The 17,205-nt window shown below is 59.0% G+C and carries 18 protein-coding genes; 14 read left to right on the top strand and 4 right to left on the bottom strand.

Annotated elements, in window-relative coordinates; all coding sequences use genetic code 11:
- The 4 genes from E1573_RS00820 to tssI form a co-directional block, all read right to left on the bottom strand.
- The coding region (locus E1573_RS00820; RefSeq protein ID WP_133209656.1) for a hypothetical protein at nt 1-306 on the bottom strand (306 nt) is incomplete at its 3' end.
- A gap of 6 nt (nt 307-312) precedes the next feature.
- On the bottom strand, nt 313-780 hold the full coding sequence (locus tag E1573_RS00825; protein ID WP_133209658.1) for a DcrB-related protein: 468 nt from the start codon (nt 778-780) through the stop codon (nt 313-315).
- Nucleotides 781-815: 35 nt separating this feature from the next.
- Nucleotides 816-1,400, bottom strand: a complete 585-nt coding sequence (locus tag E1573_RS00830; protein ID WP_133209660.1) for a hypothetical protein — start codon at nt 1,398-1,400, stop codon at nt 816-818.
- 11 nt (nt 1,401-1,411) lie between these two features.
- Nucleotides 1,412-3,265, bottom strand: coding sequence for a type VI secretion system tip protein TssI/VgrG (tssI, locus tag E1573_RS00835; protein ID WP_133209662.1), 1,854 nt, complete (start codon nt 3,263-3,265; stop codon nt 1,412-1,414).
- 267 nt (nt 3,266-3,532) lie between these two features.
- On the opposite strand from tssI, the gene E1573_RS00840 reads away from it, so the two are divergent.
- From E1573_RS00840 to tssH, 14 genes are all read left to right on the top strand, one after another.
- Nucleotides 3,533-4,558, top strand: coding sequence for a hypothetical protein (locus E1573_RS00840; RefSeq protein WP_133209664.1), 1,026 nt, complete (start codon nt 3,533-3,535; stop codon nt 4,556-4,558).
- A gap of 50 nt (nt 4,559-4,608) precedes the next feature.
- Entirely contained in the window at nt 4,609-5,118 is a 510-nt protein-coding gene (locus tag E1573_RS00845; RefSeq protein ID WP_133210240.1) for a hypothetical protein, read from the top strand.
- Between the two features lie 754 nt (nt 5,119-5,872).
- Nucleotides 5,873-6,169 (top strand): immunity protein Tsi6 family protein, encoded by a 297-nt coding sequence (locus tag E1573_RS00855; RefSeq protein WP_133209668.1) that lies wholly within the window; start codon nt 5,873-5,875, stop codon nt 6,167-6,169.
- 27 nt (nt 6,170-6,196) lie between these two features.
- On the top strand, nt 6,197-6,514 hold the full coding sequence (locus tag E1573_RS00860) for a hypothetical protein (RefSeq protein WP_133209670.1): 318 nt from the start codon (nt 6,197-6,199) through the stop codon (nt 6,512-6,514).
- A gap of 146 nt (nt 6,515-6,660) precedes the next feature.
- Nucleotides 6,661-6,960, top strand: a complete 300-nt coding sequence (locus tag E1573_RS00865; protein WP_256659445.1) for a hypothetical protein — start codon at nt 6,661-6,663, stop codon at nt 6,958-6,960.
- Between the two features lie 74 nt (nt 6,961-7,034).
- Entirely contained in the window at nt 7,035-7,358 is a 324-nt protein-coding gene (locus E1573_RS00870; protein ID WP_256659446.1) for a hypothetical protein, read from the top strand.
- Between the two features lies 1 nt (nt 7,359).
- The gene (locus E1573_RS00875) at nt 7,360-7,926 is read left to right on the top strand and encodes a hypothetical protein (RefSeq protein WP_133209674.1); all 567 of its coding nucleotides are present in this window, start codon (nt 7,360-7,362) and stop codon (nt 7,924-7,926) included.
- A gap of 438 nt (nt 7,927-8,364) precedes the next feature.
- Nucleotides 8,365-9,114: a hypothetical protein gene (locus E1573_RS00880; protein WP_133209676.1), complete on the top strand. Its 750-nt coding sequence runs from the start codon at nt 8,365-8,367 to the stop codon at nt 9,112-9,114.
- A gap of 65 nt (nt 9,115-9,179) precedes the next feature.
- On the top strand, nt 9,180-9,713 hold the full coding sequence (gene tssB / locus E1573_RS00885; RefSeq protein WP_133209678.1) for a type VI secretion system contractile sheath small subunit: 534 nt from the start codon (nt 9,180-9,182) through the stop codon (nt 9,711-9,713).
- 14 nt (nt 9,714-9,727) lie between these two features.
- On the top strand, nt 9,728-11,230 hold the full coding sequence (gene tssC / locus E1573_RS00890; RefSeq protein WP_133209680.1) for a type VI secretion system contractile sheath large subunit: 1,503 nt from the start codon (nt 9,728-9,730) through the stop codon (nt 11,228-11,230).
- Between the two features lie 26 nt (nt 11,231-11,256).
- A complete protein-coding gene (gene tssE, locus E1573_RS00895; protein WP_133209682.1) occupies nt 11,257-11,739 on the top strand; it encodes a type VI secretion system baseplate subunit TssE in 483 nt (160 codons plus the stop codon).
- Nucleotides 11,739-13,559, top strand: a complete 1,821-nt coding sequence (gene tssF / locus E1573_RS00900; RefSeq protein WP_133209684.1) for a type VI secretion system baseplate subunit TssF — start codon at nt 11,739-11,741, stop codon at nt 13,557-13,559. Before tssE ends, tssF begins: the two co-directional genes overlap by 1 nt.
- Nucleotides 13,523-14,593 carry a type VI secretion system baseplate subunit TssG gene (tssG, locus tag E1573_RS00905; RefSeq protein WP_133209686.1) on the top strand — a complete coding sequence of 357 codons (1,071 nt, stop codon included), beginning with the start codon at nt 13,523-13,525 and terminating at the stop codon, nt 14,591-14,593. Before tssF ends, tssG begins: the two co-directional genes overlap by 37 nt.
- Nucleotides 14,590-17,187, top strand: coding sequence for a type VI secretion system ATPase TssH (gene tssH, locus E1573_RS00910; protein ID WP_133209688.1), 2,598 nt, complete (start codon nt 14,590-14,592; stop codon nt 17,185-17,187). Before tssG ends, tssH begins: the two co-directional genes overlap by 4 nt.
- The last annotated feature ends 18 nt before the right edge of the window (nt 17,188-17,205 follow it).

A 17,205-nucleotide genomic window follows, 5' to 3' on the forward strand; every position in this document is an offset into this window, starting at 1 on the left:
GCAGGCGCCGATGCTTTTTTCGACGCGCGCGGCTTTGCGGCTGTTGATGAACACATTGGGAGAGGCAGTGGTAATCGTCCCTGAGGGGGATGAGAACAGACTGCCTAGCGCCTCCCCTGCGGCGGTCAGCAAGCTGCCTCCGATGCCGGCCGCGAGACCGGCCAGCAAGGCCACGCCGAACCCGCAGGTGAACGTGGCGATGGCCACTGTAGCCACCAGCGCGATACCCAAGGCGGCTCCGATCAGGAAGCCGCCCAGCGCGCTGGTGTGCGATATGTCGTCGCCAAACCTGGCCGCTTCGAACATGAGGGATTACTCCTGTTCGCCAGGCTCGGCGTGGGTGTTGACCGGGGTGCGCGGGGTGAAGCTGGCCAGCAGGTTGTCCCAGTCCTGGTTCTGCTGGGGGCTGAAGTCGGCTTGTGCGGTGGTAGAGAAGATCAGCGCTCGTCCGGGGCTGATGATGAAAGCGGCCTGGCGTTGGTACAGCGGGCGGCCCTGGTTCATGTAGTACGCGTCGATCTGAACGCCAGCGATGGGCGCGCTGGCCGAGAGCGAGACCGCTTTGTTGCCCATTCGGGTATAGCCGCGCAACTTGGAGGCGAGCATTTTGACCTGGCGATCGACATAGGCTGGCAATGCTTCGTCAGGCAGCAAAACATCACGTGAGATGGTGATGCTCAACGGCGCAGGAACACTGGCACCCAAGACGAACATGTTGACCGTGCGATCCTCGAAACCTGGCGGCAGCGCAATTCCGCCTTCCTGCAACTCGTAGTCCATACGATGAAAATTCCTGATAGTAAAAATGTAAGGTGTCAGCGCAGCGCGAGGCCATCGAGCATGCGGTCAAATTCGGCGAGCCAGAGGCTCAAGCCTGGAATGGTCGGATCGATCACGCAGGAAATGTCCAGCCATTGCGGTGCATCGCAGCCTTCGACGGGCACCAGCGCTCCGACCAGGCGTCCGTGTCGGGGCTCATGACCGGCATTGAAGTGAAAATCCAGCGCCTTGGCCGCGCTGCCTGCCAGGTGGCAGTCACGCAGGCGAATCAGCCGCAGCTCAGGGTTCAATTCGCGCAACGCCTGAATCGCGGCTTCGAACAAATGCTCCAAGGGCTGCCGGGAGCGCACATCGCGCCGACGGACAGTGAGCGTAACGGGCTCCCCTTCGTGCTCGAGGGTGGTCTGGATATCGCGAAACCGAAAGCCAACCGGAAACTGCAGATTGAAGCCGCCGAAGGTAAAACCACTGGCAACGTCCTGTAGGGCGGCAGGCTCCGGCTCCGGCTCGGGCAGTGGGACAGGGACGCTAGCGGCTACTTCCAGCGTGGCCAAACGAGCGGCTTGCTGCTGGGCTTCGCGTTTGGCGGAGATGCGGTCGTAGATTGAGGGCCTGCTCATTGTCACCGGACTCAGTCGTTGATCCGCACGGCGGCGCCGGTGATCTGTGTCGTGTCAGTGCTGGTGGTGGTTATGACCTTGCTTTTGATCTCGATGCCTTCCGGGGTCAGTGTGATACTGCTCCCCCCCACCTGAAGGATGATGTGCTGCTTGGCGCTCACCTGAATGAACTGGTTGTCCACCTGCAAGGTGTACGAGCCTTCCTGCACATTGACCAGCGTGTCTTTCTTGATGATTTCCTGGTGTGCGCCACCGACCGTAATCGTCCGGTTGTTGCCCACGTCATGGGTCTCATCCAGCTCGATCTCGGTATCCATGTTGCGCTCGGCGTGCATGATGATCTGCTCGGCGCCGGACTTGTCTTCGAAGCGGAAAAAATTCGCGGTACCGCCGTCGCCTTTCATCGAGCGCGTCAAAAACCCACTCTGCGTCTTGTTCGCCGGCAGTGACCACGGCGGGGTGTTGCTGCTGTTGTACAGGCTGCCCATGATCAGAGGGCGGTCCGGGTTACCGTCGAGAAACACCACCACCACTTCATCGCCAACCCGCGGGATTTGGATGCTACCGAAGCCACCGCTGGCGCCGGACTGGGCCACGCGCACCCAGCATGAGCTGTGGTCGTTGAACTCGCCGTTGCGGTCCCAGTGGAACTGGATCTTCACTCGACCGAGTTCGTCGGTGTAGATCTCTTCGCCAGGTGGGCCGACGATGATGGCTGTTTGCGGGCCTGTGATGCCCGAGCGTGGCGTTCGTAGCGAAGGCCTGAACGGGATTTTTCGGCGAATGCAGGTAAAGCCGTTGCGGTAACCTGCTTCACCTTCGTTGCTGTAATTGTTCCGGCCCCAGTGGGTGACGGAGAGCAACAAAAACTGGCGATCATCCGCAGCGTCATTGTCGTGATCGTAGTGCTGGCTCAGTTCGAAGTAATGCCCCGGCTCCATGGCCCGGCAGTTACTCTCGCCGTTGAACGTCTTGCCGTTCACTTCCATTGCCTCTAGGCGATGGCGTGCTTTACGCATGCCTTCATCGGCGTCGGCATAACCGTACAAACCTTCGTACTCGAACACTTCGTACTGGCCGACCTCGCCCTGCTGGTTGACCGAATTAAGTTGCACCAGGTGCGGGTTGCTTGGCTGCTTGTAGTCGAACGATTTGAGCGTCAGGCGGGTTGGCTGAAAACGACGTACCGACGACCAGGCAGTAATCGAGTCAGCCGTTTCGGTGACTGAGGCGCTGTGGTAACGGATCAACGGCTGACGCTCTAGCTGGGGAAGCACGCTGCTGTCATCACTGATGATCATGCAATGGCCTTCCTGGCTGTGCTGGAACGTAAAAAACAGCCCTTCCTGCTCGAGCAGGCGCAACACGAAGTTCAAGTCCGACTCCTGGTACTGCGTGCAATAGCTGATCGGCTTGAGTGGCTTGCTCAGCCGGAACTCATGGTCGGCCAACGTCAGGTAGTAGGCGAAAACCTCCTTGACGATCTGCTCGGTGGTTTTGTCCTGGAAGACACGCGAATCGTTGCGGCGGCTGAGGATCCAGATCCACGGCACAAGCTCGGCGCTGTAGTTGGCAATACCGCCATCAGCTCCGGTGTGGACGAAATCCGAGACATGCGCGCTGATGTATTTGGTGCTGCCATCGGCCAGCGCGATTCCCATCGTGACCTTCTTGCCGATGAGCTTTTTGAGCTCGATGCGTGCATCCTGGGAGATGAGTTCTACCTGGAAACTGAACAGCTCCGACAGAGCCTCGCGGCCAGTGAAACTGAGCAACTGCAACTCTTGTTCGGGAGGTAGTGGGGAGTCGAAGGTGATCAGGCGTTGGTTCTGGGCCAACATCGAGCCGAGAGCGTCCATAAACATGTCAATGCATCCTGCATCAAGCTGAAATTTTTCCAATGAAAACGTGCTTGGCTGAGGCTGTCAAATGATGGCGATAAGCCAGATTCCATCACCACAAGACCAAGATGCCACTGCAACCTGCACCTATAGGGTTGTGAAGCAGTATGAATTTTTTTCAATTAATCACGTCGGAATATGTCCATCGGTTTGATCTGCTCAAGGTCTGAGGTGTAGGCTCCCTGCGCCAAGCCATGAGGCAGTGCACAGCGAATTTCAGGGAGAATCGCCATGAGCGTGAGTGAAAGCCAACTCAGCCAACTGGATCGAGAAATGGACCAGAATCACCGGGAAATGGTGATCATGTCGCTAGAGGATTTCCACGCCCAGGCCCAATACGGCCAGCAAACACAGGGCGCCACCCAGTCCCCCCAGGTGTGTGCACGCACTCAGGCCGACATGCTCACCGGCACCTGGCAGAACGTGAAGTCCACTTACAACGGTTTACCCCATACTTTCGTCAACACGACGTGGGGCGTACCCACGGCTATGGCTGCCTGGGATACGAGAAACACCGTCAGATTCATTCGCGACATGAACGGATTGGGTACGAAAGTGCGCCACATGGTGCGCAACGGTAAGCAGTACGTGATCCTGACTGGCTATCCCGGCCTGCGTAAAACACTCAATGCGCCGCGCTATGGCATTCAGAACGCCAAGCTAGTCAGCATGGGCATCGGCAAATACGGTGTGCGCGGCTCGTCAATCAAGGGTTTCAAGCTTTCCTGCTATGTGGCGGTCGCCATCGAAGTCGCAGAATGGGTGTTTGGCGACGAGCACATCATGAGCGACCTGTTTGGTGGTGTTGGCGTGGAATTGATCAAGGCCGGTATCGCTTCGGCGCTTGGCTACGCTGCGGCGCTGGCGGTCGGCTCACTGTTCACGGCAGCGGCCGCGCCGGTCATTGCCGGGGCACTGGTGGTATTTGCCGTAGGGCTGGGGCTCAATGCACTGGACAATCACTTCGGCATCAAGAACGCGGTGAAGGCCGGCCTGCGCTATGCCGTGGACCATATCGAAGCGATCCACAAAACGATCACCGAAATCAAGCCCGGCGACCTGCGCCGCTACGCGGAAGAAACCGCTGCCAACATCGCTGGCAGAATTGCCGACGAGCTTTACGATGAAACCAAGTCCTGGATCATTCGCAAACTGCGCCCTGACGGCATCGACTTGCCAAACTGGCCGAGCGCACCGCGGCTGCCATCGATGCCTTCATTGCCTTCGCTCCCCTCGTTCAACCTGCCTAAGTTCTGACCATGAATACACGCACTTCACAGCGTTCACCCGCGCTTTCGCCACTGAAGATCAGGCTGTTAGCTGTCAGCATGATCGTCACATTCCTGCTGGTAGGCGCTATCTCGGTTTACGCGTACATCCACTACCTGTTCCCGCTGTACGGCAGGTTGCTGCGCGGCGCCCCCGTCGTGGAAACCCCGTATCTCGCGTTCGGCCTGCTCATGGCACCGCCGGCACTGGCCATCCTGCTCGTTGGCAGTACGATTTGCGCCTGGACCGGAGAAAAATTCGACCCGCCCTCTGGCTCACGGCTGCACCGTTTCCAGACACTGATGTTTGGGGTTTCGTTGAAGATGCTGCTCTATGTAGTCCCTGCGGTGATGGTTTTAACTACTGTGGCATTGCTGGCCAGGGGATATTCGCCCTGCTCGAAACTGTTAATATCAGGTTCAGCCTGGCAGCTGTTCTGGGTCAACGATGAGCGGGTATGTTTCAAGCCGGACCATTACATCAACGACAACTGGCCATGCAAGGTAATCGATGGCAAGGACGTCTGCATTCAGGTCGACGGTCGTTGACAGCATCCGTGGTTGAAAAGCTAATGGACGTGCCTGTTAGACCAATGCCAGGTATGCCATGAAACCCACAACGCCCCTCGGCTATGTGCAGAAGGCTATCGATCTCACCGCAGATTTCAATTTGCCAAGGGTCTAACAATGACCACACAGCAACCCTATGAATTTCACGAGCGATCTCCACTTCTATTTCGCCTCGCGGCTCTCTTTACCTGCCTGTTCACCGCTACCCTAGGCTTACTTTCAGCCTACTGGCTCAAGAACGACGTACTGCCATTATTTAGCAGTCTTTTTAGAAATGTGCCCATCGTGATTACGCCCTATTTGGGTTTCATGCTTATCGCTATGTGCACAGTTAGCCCAATACTTGTCATTACCTCGGCATACGCATGCTGGCACGCCAAAAAATTTGATCCACCTTCCAACACCCGATTATATCGATTTCAGTACAACTCGTATAAATTGACACTATGGTCAATGATCTGCATAGCGCCGGTACTGGCGATACTAGTGACACTAGCCTTATGGGCCAAGGGATACACACCCTGTCAAAAGTTACTAATTTCCGGTTCAGCCTGGAAAGTGTATTGGGTCAACGATGAGCGGGTATGCTTCAAGCCAGACCATTACATCAACGACAACTGGCCATGCAAGGTGATCGATGGCAAGGACGTCTGCGTTCAGGTCGATGGCCGTTGACAACGTCGGTGGTTGAAAAACAAATAGTCGCGCCTGTTCGACAAATGCCAGGTAAGCCATGAAACCCACAACGCCCCTCGCCTATGTGCAGAAAGCTATCGATCTCAGCGCAGATCGGAACAGGGCTTGCCCTCGCAATCCACTCTACGGAATGCTGCTCAATCAACTCAACTATGTAAAAGCCGTATTCGAAGGGCGCGAGTCAGATAAATCCAATCTCCACCAACTCAGCATAGGCGCCATCGCATCGAAGGAGTTCGAGGAAAGTGATCCCGAACTTGCCCGAGCCTTGAAGGACGCCTACTACGTGGCCGTTCAGTCTGCTCGTGGCCTCAAGATCCAGCTCCCCGATTGATTGCCAACGCACAGATCCGGCCGCCCTATGAACACTGAACGCTTGAAACTCAAATCGCTGGCACTGCGGGCCATCCTCGATAACCTCAAGCTGCACATCCCAGCTGTCAGGCGGTTGGATGTCGAATTGGAACAACTTCTGGACCTGGCAGAACAGCAGATGATCCTGGCTCCCATGGAATGGCATGACATACCGGGCCCCTACCTATTCACCGAAGAAGGGCTGCAGCAGTACGCCGAGCTTGAACACGCTTTTGCGGAGTTTCGTATCGAGTTGACGGGCGGCGAGTCTCCTACCCTGCGCCGGCTAAAGGCGAGCATGGGTGAAAAGCCAACGGAGGGGTAACGGGCTACAGGTGAGAACCTTGTGTTGAAGCCTGGGCTAATGCCACGGGCCTGGATGAACTTGCTGCGACTCAGCGGCGCAACCTGCTAAAGCGCCACCCGCACCAGCGTTTGCTGGTAATCCGTGAGCCAAAAAGTAATTTCAAAATGAACAAAGTTAAAGCCGCAGAATTCCTGAAAGAACTAAAAGAAATATATAACCGAGAAGGCTGCTACAGTTTCGATAAAGGTATCGATTCCACTATCAAAGAGCTTTCAGATAGCATCATTCAAAACGATGCTCCTTGGCAGCGTGCAGCCTCCCTATACAGAACCATGGCCGGATCTAAGTCGGGCTTTTCAGATGTTTACGTTGACGCTGGCACTTCGCAGGAACGGGTTCAACCAACATCAAGCTGGACAGTATTCGGCAATACCTCTGGGATGCTTTCAAGAGGGTTTGATTGATAGTACTTTTGGCGGGAGCTGAAAATTCGACTACCCGCTAGTTAACAAGGCTTCAACCAAAGTGCTTAATAAATATGCAGACACTGAAAGCCACAGCTAAAGCGCTTAGAGAATACCTTGAGGCTCTTGAAGATAAAAACCCCGATGCCAAGGCCATGCTCAATATCCTTCGCGATCTCCTATTGAAAGCTGAAGGAGATGAAATTCAAACACCTATGGAGCCAAAAGGCATACCTGGTTATCGTTACCTACCGGAAACCAACTTACAGGATGATCGTGAGTTGAGTGAACTATTTGCCAGTTTTTACATGGCACTGATTGACGGGCAGGAGTGGAGTTTTTTTAAAAAATTCCAAGCCAAATACAAAAAATGCGAAACCCCGAATTTTGATAAATAGCATGACCTTCAGCGACACCTTTACCAGCCTCGAATTCCGCTTCTCCCTGGGCAACGAGACAAGCACCAACCGCCGTTATCTTTCCATCCCCGTCAGCAACGGCCTGGTCGATTACGAGGAGCACTATGCCATCGAGGATGCACATTTCGATGCCTGGATGCTTGAGCCTTCAGCGGCGCTGCCAATGGTCATCCGCTGCCGCCGCCGGCAGATGGATCATGCGTTGATGATTGCGCCGGGTGCCAACCGAGGGGCTTCGGGTGAGCGCGGTTTCAGCGTGGCGGAAATCGCGACGATCATGGAGCGAATTGCCGCATTGCTGCGTGATGGACATTGCCCCAGTTGGGCCGATGGCATCGAGGCGCAACGCGCACGGTTGTCGCACAGCAGTGATGAGGTACGCCGGAATATCTTGGGGATGTATGGCGGCATGGGTTCGATCTGCGACCTGGTTCTGTACAGCGACGGCGTGCTGTTGCGACAAGCCACCGATGAGCTTCACGAGCTGCTGGGCTGGCTGCATGAGTGGGGCTCAAGCCGCTGTAGGAGCGGGCTTGCCCCGCGATAGCGGTTTGTCTGATGCAGCGCAATCGCGGGGCAAGCCCGCCCCTACAGCGCGACGTATTTCGTCGCATTGCCATCACTGATTTGCCATTTGTCAATCCCCATTCCTAGCCTGCCACAGGACTAAAAATGAGACCCGCGTCACCTTTTGAAAAATAATTTCACAGCGTTTCTATCGGTCAATTTTCCCGCCCAAGCCCCCTGCCTTACGGGGCCTTCCTCTGATTTTTCGCGCCCTCAGCGACCATGCGATATCAATGCGACACCATTGCGTCGCTTCACAAAACAGGGAAAAAATCGCCGCCCTCGCCGGAACTAATTCCAGGGCGAGCTGCCCTACTCGGCATTGCTGGCAACACGATACTTATGTGCCAGTACCGTGCCTAAGGCTAACGCTGGCGGCGTTTCAGGACGAACACCACGCTTCATGGATGATGTACCGATGACACAGACGTTTGATGTCGAAGCACTGATCAGGCTGCGCGGCCAGACGCGAGCTATTTCCGATGCGCTCAAGGCGCAGGCGTCGGATTACCTCGCCACCGTGGCCCCACTGATCCGTCCGCAAACGCTGTTCGGCGAATACCTGCAGGGCGCGCAACGCAGCAGCGGGCGCGAAACCCAAGGCCATTTTCAGTCGCTCATCGAACTCTACGAACGCATCGGCTCAGCCGCACCGTTCCAACTGGTGAACGAGTTGGACGTGCCGCTCAACCTGATCAACACCACCCCCGAACTGTTCCCGCTGGAATACGACAAAGTGTTGGCCCAGAGCGCTCAGGTCATCCGCATCACCAGCCCGGTGCGTTGGGTGGTCGGCTTCCAGGGCTTCGAGCTGGCGCGCTTTCGCGCCGTCATCAACGACCCCAATCGCAGCAGCGCCGAGCTGTATCGCTTCGTGGTGCACTACCTGGTGCTGTTCTACTGCCTGAGCAAGTCGCCTGGTCTTGGCCGTCTGTTCGAAGGCCTGCGCTACGGCCTGAGCTTCGAGCGCCTCAAGGGCCTGGGCGACTTGCCTTTCTGCATCATCAGCGCACCGGTGCGTTCGGACCTGCCCGACGACTCGGTCATCCGCAGCAGCACGCAAATTGCCGGCAACACCAGCTTCGAAGAGCTGGTAGGCCGCGACAACATTCTGGAAATGAACGACGACATCCGTCAGCGCCTGCTGCTGACGATCGAAGGACTGTAACGCGCAGGGCCCTTCACTGGGCCGCGCAATGATTTCGTAGCGAATCGCTCGCACTGGAGAACACGATGGCGAAGAAGGAAAGCACCCAGCACAAACTCGACCGCGTTCGCGCGCCGCGGGTCCATATCACTTACGACGTGGACATCGGCGATGCCATCGAGAAAAAAGAGCTGCCCTTCGTTGTTGGCGTGCTGGGCGACTTCTCCGGCAACCCGCTGGAGCCGCTGCCCAAGCTCAAAGACCGCAAGTTCGTGTTCATCGACCGCGACAATTTCAACGGCGTACTCAAGGGCATCAAGCCGCGCCTGACCTACCGCGTCGACAACACCCTGGCCAAGAACGGCACACAGTTGGGCGTCGAGCTGAACTTCAACAGCATGGAAGACTTCGAGCCGCAGAACGTGGTCAAGCAGGTCGAGCCGCTGCGCAAGCTGCTGGAGGTGCGCAACAAGCTGGCCGACCTACGCAACAAGATGGGCGGCAACGACAAACTCGAAGAGCTGCTGATGGACGTGCTGCAGAACACCGAGAAGTTGAAAACCCTGGGCAAGGAATTCGGTCGCGAGGCCGCCGTCCCCGCCACCGGCGGCAACGAGTAAGCAGGAGCCAGACGATGACCGACAAACAAACACTGCCTCAACAGGCCGCCGAGCTGGTCGAAGTGGAAAACTTCGCGCCGCAGTCCTCGCTGCTCGACAGCATCATCTCGCAAAGCCGGGTGGCCCGCTCCGACACCGAGCGCAGCCGCACCCGTGACCTGATCGGCGAGCTGGTCAACCAGGTGCTCGAAGGCGAAATGACCCCGAGCAAAGACCTGATCGCCGTGCTCGACGCACGCATCGCTGAGATCGATTCGATGCTCTCCGAGCAGATGAACGAGATCATGCACGCCCGTGAATTCCAGCAACTGGAAGCGTCCTGGCGCGGCCTGAAGTACCAGGTCGACCAGACTGAGACCAGCACTACGCTGAAGATCCACCTACTCAACGCGTCGAAGAAAGACCTGGTGCGCGACCTCAAGGCCGCCAGCGAATTCGACCAGAGTGCGCTGTTCAAGAAAGTCTACGAAGAAGAATACGGCACCTTCGGTGGCGCGCCGTTCGGCATGCTGATCGGTGACTACGAGTTCAACCGCAATCCCGAAGACATGTACCTGCTCGAAGAGATCTCGCACGTGGCCGCTGCGGCCCATGCACCGTTCATTTCGGCCGCCTCGCCCGAGCTGTTCGGCTGGGATTCGTTTACCGATATGTCCGGCCCACGCGACCTGGCGAAAATCTTCGACACCGTCGAGTACGCAAAGTGGAAGTCGTTCCGCGCCTCGGAAGACTCGCGCTATGTCGGCCTGACCCTGCCGCACGTGCTCGGCCGCCTGCCCTATGGGCCAGATACCACGCCGGTGGAAGAATTCAACTTCGTCGAAAGCGTCGACGGCCGCGACCACAACAAGTACCTGTGGATGAACGCCGCCTACGCCCTGGGCACCCGCGTCACCGACGCCTTCTCGCGTTACGGCTGGTGCGTGGCGATCCGTGGCGTGGAAGGCGGTGGCCTGGTCGAAGGCCTGCCGACCCACACCTTCAAGACCGACGACGGCGAAATCGCGCTCAAGTGCCCGACCGAAATCGCCATCACCGACCGCCGTGAAAAAGAACTGTCAGACCTGGGCTTTATCCCACTGGTGCATTGCAAGGGCACCGACTACGCGGCGTTCTTCGGCACCCAGTCGGCGCAGAAACAGAAGCAGTACAACACCGACATCGCTAACGCCAACGCACGCCTGTCGGCGCAGCTGCAGTACATCTTTGCCACCTCGCGCATCGCTCACTACATGAAGGCGATCATGCGCGACAAGATCGGCAGCTTTGCCTCGCGCATGGATGTCGAGCGCTTCCTCAACCAATGGCTGGCCAGCTACGTGCTGCTCGACGACACCGCCAGCCAGGAGGCCAAAGCCAAGTTCCCGCTGCGTGAAGCGCGCGCCGAGGTGTTCGAGGTACCAGGCAAGCCCGGCGTGTACAAAGCCGTGACCTACCTGCGCCCGCACTACCAGCTCGACGAGCTGACTGCGTCGCTGCGCCTGGTTGCCGAGTTGCCGCAAGGCGCTCGCGGCTGATCAGACGCTGTGTACAGGGATGACACATGACTAACCAGGCCCGCCTGCTGCCCTCGCTGCTCGACCGACTGCTGGACGACCGTCCGTACCAGTTGGCAGAGCCGGCCATACAGCGCACCTGTTCGCTGGCCGACTACAAGGCGAGCATCGTCCGCGACCTGGAAGTGCTGGTGAACACCCGCCAGTCGCTGATCGCCGAGGAACTTGAAGGGTTCAGCCAGCTGGGCGGTTCCATCCTTGAATACGGCATGCCTGACTTCATCAGCCGCAGCGTACTCGACCCGCAAGATCGCCGGCTCATCCAGCAACAGCTGGAGCGGGCGATCAGCACTGGCGACCGGCGATTTCGCCGGGTTCGCGTACAGCTGTTGGCCCAGCAAAACGGCCACCGCATGTTGACCTTCCGTGTGGACGCGGTGCTGCGTCTGCAAGACATCAGCCGCCAGGTGTCATTCGACGCCGTGCTGCAGGTCAACACCCAGCAATACAAAGTGCAGAACCTCAACTGATGCTCGACGAACTGCTGCCCTACTACGAAAAGGAACTGTCGCACCTGCGCTTCCTCGGCCAGGAGTTTGCCGCGCAGTACCCGAAGATCGCTTCGCGGCTGCTGATCGAGGGCGACAACTGCGAAGACCCACACACCGAGCGTCTGATCGAGGCGTTCTCGTTCCTGTCGGCGCGGGTGCACAAAAAACTCGATGACGAGTTCCCGGAAATCGTCGAAGCGTTCCTTGAGGTGCTGTACCCGCACTACCTACGCCCTACCCCGTCAATGTCGATCGCTGAGCTGAGCCTAGGTAAGCACGAGAAGGTCACCGAGGCCTACCACGTGGCCCGTCATACCGAAATGCACGCCAACGCGGTCGAAGGCGTCGTGTGTAAATTCCGCACCTGCTACCCGGTACAGTTGTGGCCGATTGCCGTGCAACAGGCATCGTTCACCGAAATGGAGCGCTCGGCTTTCAACGGCCATAGCGCCGACCTGGTAGCACGCCTGCGGATTCGCCTGGAAGCCACCGGTGACGCCCTGTTCGGCCAGATGCAAATCGATCAACTGCGCTTCTTCCTCGACGGCGAAGCGACCCTGATGCTGCAACTGTACGAGCTCCTGTTCAACAACCTGGCCAAGGCCACCCTGAGCTTCCAGGACCAAGGCCGCCAGCGTGAAGTTGCGCTGCCGCGCGATGCCTTGAAGACCGTCGGTTATGCCCGCGACGAAGGCCTGGTTGACTATTCCGAGCGCTCGTTCCTGGGCTATCGCCTGCTGCACGAGTACTTCATCTTCCCCGACAAATTCATGTTCTTCGACCTCACAGGTTTTGCCCGCATCCTGCAAGGCAAGGCCGTTGAGCAGGTCGAGGTCAACTTCTACTTCAACGACTACGACCTCAGCGAGCGCCTGGCGCGGTTGACCCAAAATATCGGGCGCAACAATTTCAAGCTCAACTGCACACCGATCATCAACCTGTTCCGCCAGCAGGCCGAGCCGATCAAGCTCACTCACACCCAGCACGAATACCCGGTGACCCCGGATATCCGCCTGCACAACGCTGCCGAAGTGGTATCGATTGACCGCGTGCGGCGCGTACGCAAGCTCGGCGGCATCGACCAGGTCGGCACCTGCCAACCGTTCTTCGAGCCGCGCGGCGAGCACGACCCGCACAGCAGCTTCTGGATCGCCCGCCGACGCAACCAGGGCGATGCCACCGCCATGAGTATCCGCGTGGTCGACCGCGACCTGGAACTGATCGACGGCAACAGCGACACCCTGAGCATCAACCTCACCTGCAGTAACCGCGATGTGCCTCTGATGCTGCCATTCGGTGGCGAGCGCGGCGACTTCAACATCCCGGCCAATTCGGTGATCAAGGATATCCGCTGCCTGCGCAAGCCCACCGCTACAGTGCGTGTGCCACTGGGCAAGGGCTTGATCTGGCGGCTGATCGCCCACCTGTCGCTCAACCACCTGTCGTTGGTGAGCCAGGGCCGAGAAGTGCTGCTCGAACTGTTGTCGCTGTACAACTACCGCAATGCCTCCGCCACGCGCAAACAAATCAACGGCATTACGGCCATCAGCAGTGAACCGGTGGTCGCCCGTATCGGCCATCCACGACCGAGCTTCGTGCGTGGAGTGGGCATCACCCTGACTGTCGACGAAAACCAGTTCACCGGCAGCGGTGTGTTCCTGTTCGGCATGGTGCTGGATCACTTCTTTGGCCACTACTGCTCGATGAACAGCTTCACCCAACTGACCTTGCGCACCCAACAACGAGAAAAGAGAGTCGTCCAATGGCCAGCACGTACTGGCGATCAGCCCCTGGTCTGATCGATCAGGCCCGAGCCGAGCCGCACCGATTCGAATTCTTTCAATTGGTGCGCCTGCTCCGCCTGCACTACAGCCGCACCGGGCGCATGGATCTGGCGACCCGGCCGCACGAAGACCCACTGCGCTTTCGTACCCAGCTATCGTTGGCGTTCCCGGCCAGCGAGGTCAGCGACCTGCATTTCGAGCGTGAAGGCAAAGTATCACCAGCCGGGCTGCCCTTGTCGCAAGTGCAGGTCACCTTCATGGGCCTGGTCGGCCCCTCGGGCGTGCTGCCACGGCCATACACCGAGCTGTTGCTCGAACGCCACGTGCAGTACCGCGATGATGCCGCCCATGCATTCCTCGACATCTTTTCGCACCGCATGACCACGCTGTTCTACGAGGCCTGGCAGAAGTACAAATTCCATATCGAACACGAGCGTAACGGTACCTCGGCGTTCGATGCCTACCTGCTCAACCTGGTGGGCCTGGGCCCGCGTGCGCAAAGGCTCAAGTTCGAACAGCAACCGCCGGTGCTGCGCCGCGAGTTGTTCAGCTACTTTGCCGGGCTGCTCAGCCAGAAACCGCGCAACGCGCTCAACCTCGAACGCATGCTTGGCTTCTACTTCTCGTTGCCAATCAAGGTCAAGCAGTTCGCTGGGCGCTGGCTCAAGCTGCAAGCTGAGCAATGCACCCAGCTGGGGCGCAGAAACGCCCAGCTTGGCCACAGCGCCGTGGCCGGCAACCGAGTGTGGGACTACCAGTCGTGCATTCGCATCGAGCTGGGCCCGCTGACGCTGGCCGATTACCAGCGCTTCCAGCCGGGCACCGAAGACTACCGCAAGCTGGTTGAGCTGGTGCGCTTCTATATAGGCGCCGAGCTGGACTTCGAAATCGCTCCGCGCCTCAAGCGCGAAGCGGTGCCTCGCGCCCAACTGGGCCGCAGTGGCAACGTCGCCCTGGGCTGGCTGGGCTGGCTCAAACGCCCTGAGCGTGACGCAGAACCTTCGCGTTGCGCCGTCTTCCACATTCCTTACGATGGGGTCGCCTTGTGAACCTGAAGTCTCTGTTCGCCAAGCTCAACGAAACCAGCCGCACGGCCACTGAAAGCGCGGCGGCCCTGTGCCTGTCGGAGCAGCACTACGACGTTGAGGTGGAGCACCTGCTGCTGCAACTGCTCGACAACAGCGATAGCGACCTGACGCCGATCCTGCGCCACTACGACGTGCTCGCCGAACGCCTGCAGGCACAATTGCTCACCGCCCTGGGAAGCTTCAAGAAAGGCAACACCCGCACCCCGGCGCTGTCGCCGCACATCACCCGCATGATCGAGCAGGCCTGGTTACTCGCCTCGATCGAGTACGGTGTCGGCCAGGTGCGCAGCGGCCATCTGCTACAGGCCCTGCTCGACGACGCCGAGCTGCGCCGCGTGGTAATCGCTTCAGCTGCGGAACTGGAGAAGATCAACGCCGACGACCTGCGCCTGAACCTCGCCGCCCTGGTCGAAGGCAGCGCCGAGTCGAAGCTCGCCAGCCCCCTGGCCAGCCCTGCGGCACCCATCGTCAGCGCGGGCAAGGCCGGCGGCAAGACCCCGGCGCTGGATCAGTACACCGTCAACCTGACCCAGAGCGCCCGCGAAGGCCGCATTGACCCGGTGCTTGGGCGCGAATTCGAAGTGCGGCAGATGGTCGACATCCTCACCCGCCGCCGCCAGAACAATCCAATCCTCACCGGTGAGGCCGGCGTCGGCAAAACGGCCGTGGTCGAAGGCCTGGCCTTGCGCATTGCCCAAGGCGACGTGCCGGCGGTGCTCAAGGACGTGGCGCTGCACACCCTCGACCTGGGCCTGCTGCAGGCCGGAGCCGGGGTCAAGGGCGAGTTCGAAAACCGCCTCAAGGCCGTGATTGAAGAGGTCAAACGCAGCCTGCACCCGATCATCCTGTTCATCGACGAAGCTCATACCTTGATCGGCTCCGGTGGCCAGGCCGGGCAAAACGATGCCGCCAACCTGCTCAAGCCAGCCTTGGCCCGCGGCGAGCTGCGCACCATTGCCGCCACCACCTGGGCTGAATACAAGAAGTATTTCGAGAAAGACGCGGCCCTCGCCCGCCGCTTCCAAGTGGTCAAGGTCGAAGAACCCGACGAAGACAAGGCCATCTACATGCTGCGTGGCTTGCTCGGCAAGATGCGCGAACACCATAAAGTCGCAGTGATGGACGAAGCCCTGGTGCAAGCCGTGCGCCTGTCCAACCGCTACATCACCGGCCGCCAGTTGCCCGATAAAGCCGTCAGCGTGCTCGACACCGCTTGCGCGCGCATTGCTCTGGCGCAGTCGTCGCAACCTGGGGCGTTGGAAGACTGCCGTCGGCAAATCGACAACCTGCAAGCAGAAGTCGCCGTACTTGGCCACGAAGCCGGCAAAGGCCACGATCATACCCGCCGCCTCGCTGAACTGCAGTCAGCCCTGCGAGCCGCGCAGCAGCAGGAACAACACCTGAACGAGCAATGGCAACAAGAGCTGGCGTTGGTCGAGCAGCTCAAAGCCCTGGATGCCGCCAGTGACGCTGATGCCGCACAACTCAACGCGCTGCGTGCCGAGCTGGGCCGCGTACAAGGCGACCAGCCATTGGTCCACGCGCTGGTCGATGCCGGTGCCATCGCCCAGGTGATCAGCGGCTGGACAGGCATCCCACTAGGCAAGATGCTGCGTGACGAAATCGACACCGTGCAGCGTCTGCCGACCCTGCTCGGTGAGCGCGTGCTGGGCCAGGACCACGCCCTGCACGAGATTGGCAAGCGCATCAAGATTTCCCGTGCGCGCATGGAAGACCCAAACAAACCAATCGGCGTGTTCCTGCTGCTCGGCCCCAGCGGCGTCGGCAAGACCGAAACCGCCCTGGCCCTGGCCGACACTTTATATGGCGGCGAGCGCAACCTGATCACCATCAACATGTCCGAGTACCAGGAGGCCCACACCGTGTCGAGCCTCAAGGGCTCACCACCCGGTTACGTCGGCTATGGTGAAGGCGGCGTGCTGACCGAAGCGGTGCGTCGCAAGCCGTACAGCGTGGTATTGCTCGACGAAGTGGAAAAAGCCCACCCCGATGTGCTCGAACTGTTCTTCCAGGTGTTCGACAAGGGTGTACTGGACGACGGCGAAGGCCGCGAGATCAATTTCCGCAACACGGTGATCATCCTCACCTCCAACACCGGCACCGAGCGGATCATGCAACGCTGCCTGAACGCCGGGACACTGCCCAGCCCCGAGGCCATCGTCGAAGACCTGCGCGATGAGCTGAACCGAGTGTTCAAGCCAGCCTTCCTCGGGCGCCTGAACATCGTGCCGTTCTACCCGGTACAAGACCAGGTGCTCGAACGCATCGTCGCCCTCAAGCTCGAGCGCATTGCCAAGCGTTTCGCGCACAACCACCAAGCGGAGCTCAGTTACGACCCGGCGCTGATCAAGGCCATTGCCACACGTTGCACCGAAGTCGACAGCGGTGCGCGCAACATCGACAACATCCTGTCCCAAACCCTGATGCCCGAGCTTGCCCAGCATGTGCTCGAGCGCATGGCTCAAGACGCGCCGATCCAGCGTTTGACGATCGAACTGGGCAGCGATGGCGACTTCGCCTATCGCCTGACCTGACCCGTACCCGGAGGTTTA

This window comes from Pseudomonas sp. H9 (assembly GCF_004353925.1).
Taxonomy (GTDB): Bacteria; Pseudomonadota; Gammaproteobacteria; order Pseudomonadales; family Pseudomonadaceae; genus Aquipseudomonas.

Excerpts from the sequence above, each read along its gene's own strand:
- E1573_RS00825 (WP_133209658.1), bottom strand. The coding sequence starts at position 780 with ATGGACTACGAGTTGCAGGAAGGCGGAATTGCGCTGCCGCCAGGTTTC.
- E1573_RS00830 (WP_133209660.1), bottom strand. The coding sequence starts at position 1,400 with ATGAGCAGGCCCTCAATCTACGACCGCATCTCCGCCAAACGCGAAGCC.
- tssI (WP_133209662.1), bottom strand. The coding sequence starts at position 3,265 with ATGTTTATGGACGCTCTCGGCTCGATGTTGGCCCAGAACCAACGCCTG.
- E1573_RS00840 (WP_133209664.1), top strand. The coding sequence starts at position 3,533 with ATGAGCGTGAGTGAAAGCCAACTCAGCCAACTGGATCGAGAAATGGAC.
- E1573_RS00855 (WP_133209668.1), top strand. The coding sequence starts at position 5,873 with ATGAAACCCACAACGCCCCTCGCCTATGTGCAGAAAGCTATCGATCTC.
- E1573_RS00860 (WP_133209670.1), top strand. The coding sequence starts at position 6,197 with ATGAACACTGAACGCTTGAAACTCAAATCGCTGGCACTGCGGGCCATC.
- E1573_RS00865 (WP_256659445.1), top strand. The coding sequence starts at position 6,661 with ATGAACAAAGTTAAAGCCGCAGAATTCCTGAAAGAACTAAAAGAAATA.
- E1573_RS00870 (WP_256659446.1), top strand. The coding sequence starts at position 7,035 with ATGCAGACACTGAAAGCCACAGCTAAAGCGCTTAGAGAATACCTTGAG.
- E1573_RS00875 (WP_133209674.1), top strand. The coding sequence starts at position 7,360 with ATGACCTTCAGCGACACCTTTACCAGCCTCGAATTCCGCTTCTCCCTG.
- E1573_RS00880 (WP_133209676.1), top strand. The coding sequence starts at position 8,365 with ATGACACAGACGTTTGATGTCGAAGCACTGATCAGGCTGCGCGGCCAG.
- tssB (WP_133209678.1), top strand. The coding sequence starts at position 9,180 with ATGGCGAAGAAGGAAAGCACCCAGCACAAACTCGACCGCGTTCGCGCG.
- tssC (WP_133209680.1), top strand. The coding sequence starts at position 9,728 with ATGACCGACAAACAAACACTGCCTCAACAGGCCGCCGAGCTGGTCGAA.
- tssE (WP_133209682.1), top strand. The coding sequence starts at position 11,257 with ATGACTAACCAGGCCCGCCTGCTGCCCTCGCTGCTCGACCGACTGCTG.
- tssF (WP_133209684.1), top strand. The coding sequence starts at position 11,739 with ATGCTCGACGAACTGCTGCCCTACTACGAAAAGGAACTGTCGCACCTG.
- tssG (WP_133209686.1), top strand. The coding sequence starts at position 13,523 with ATGGCCAGCACGTACTGGCGATCAGCCCCTGGTCTGATCGATCAGGCC.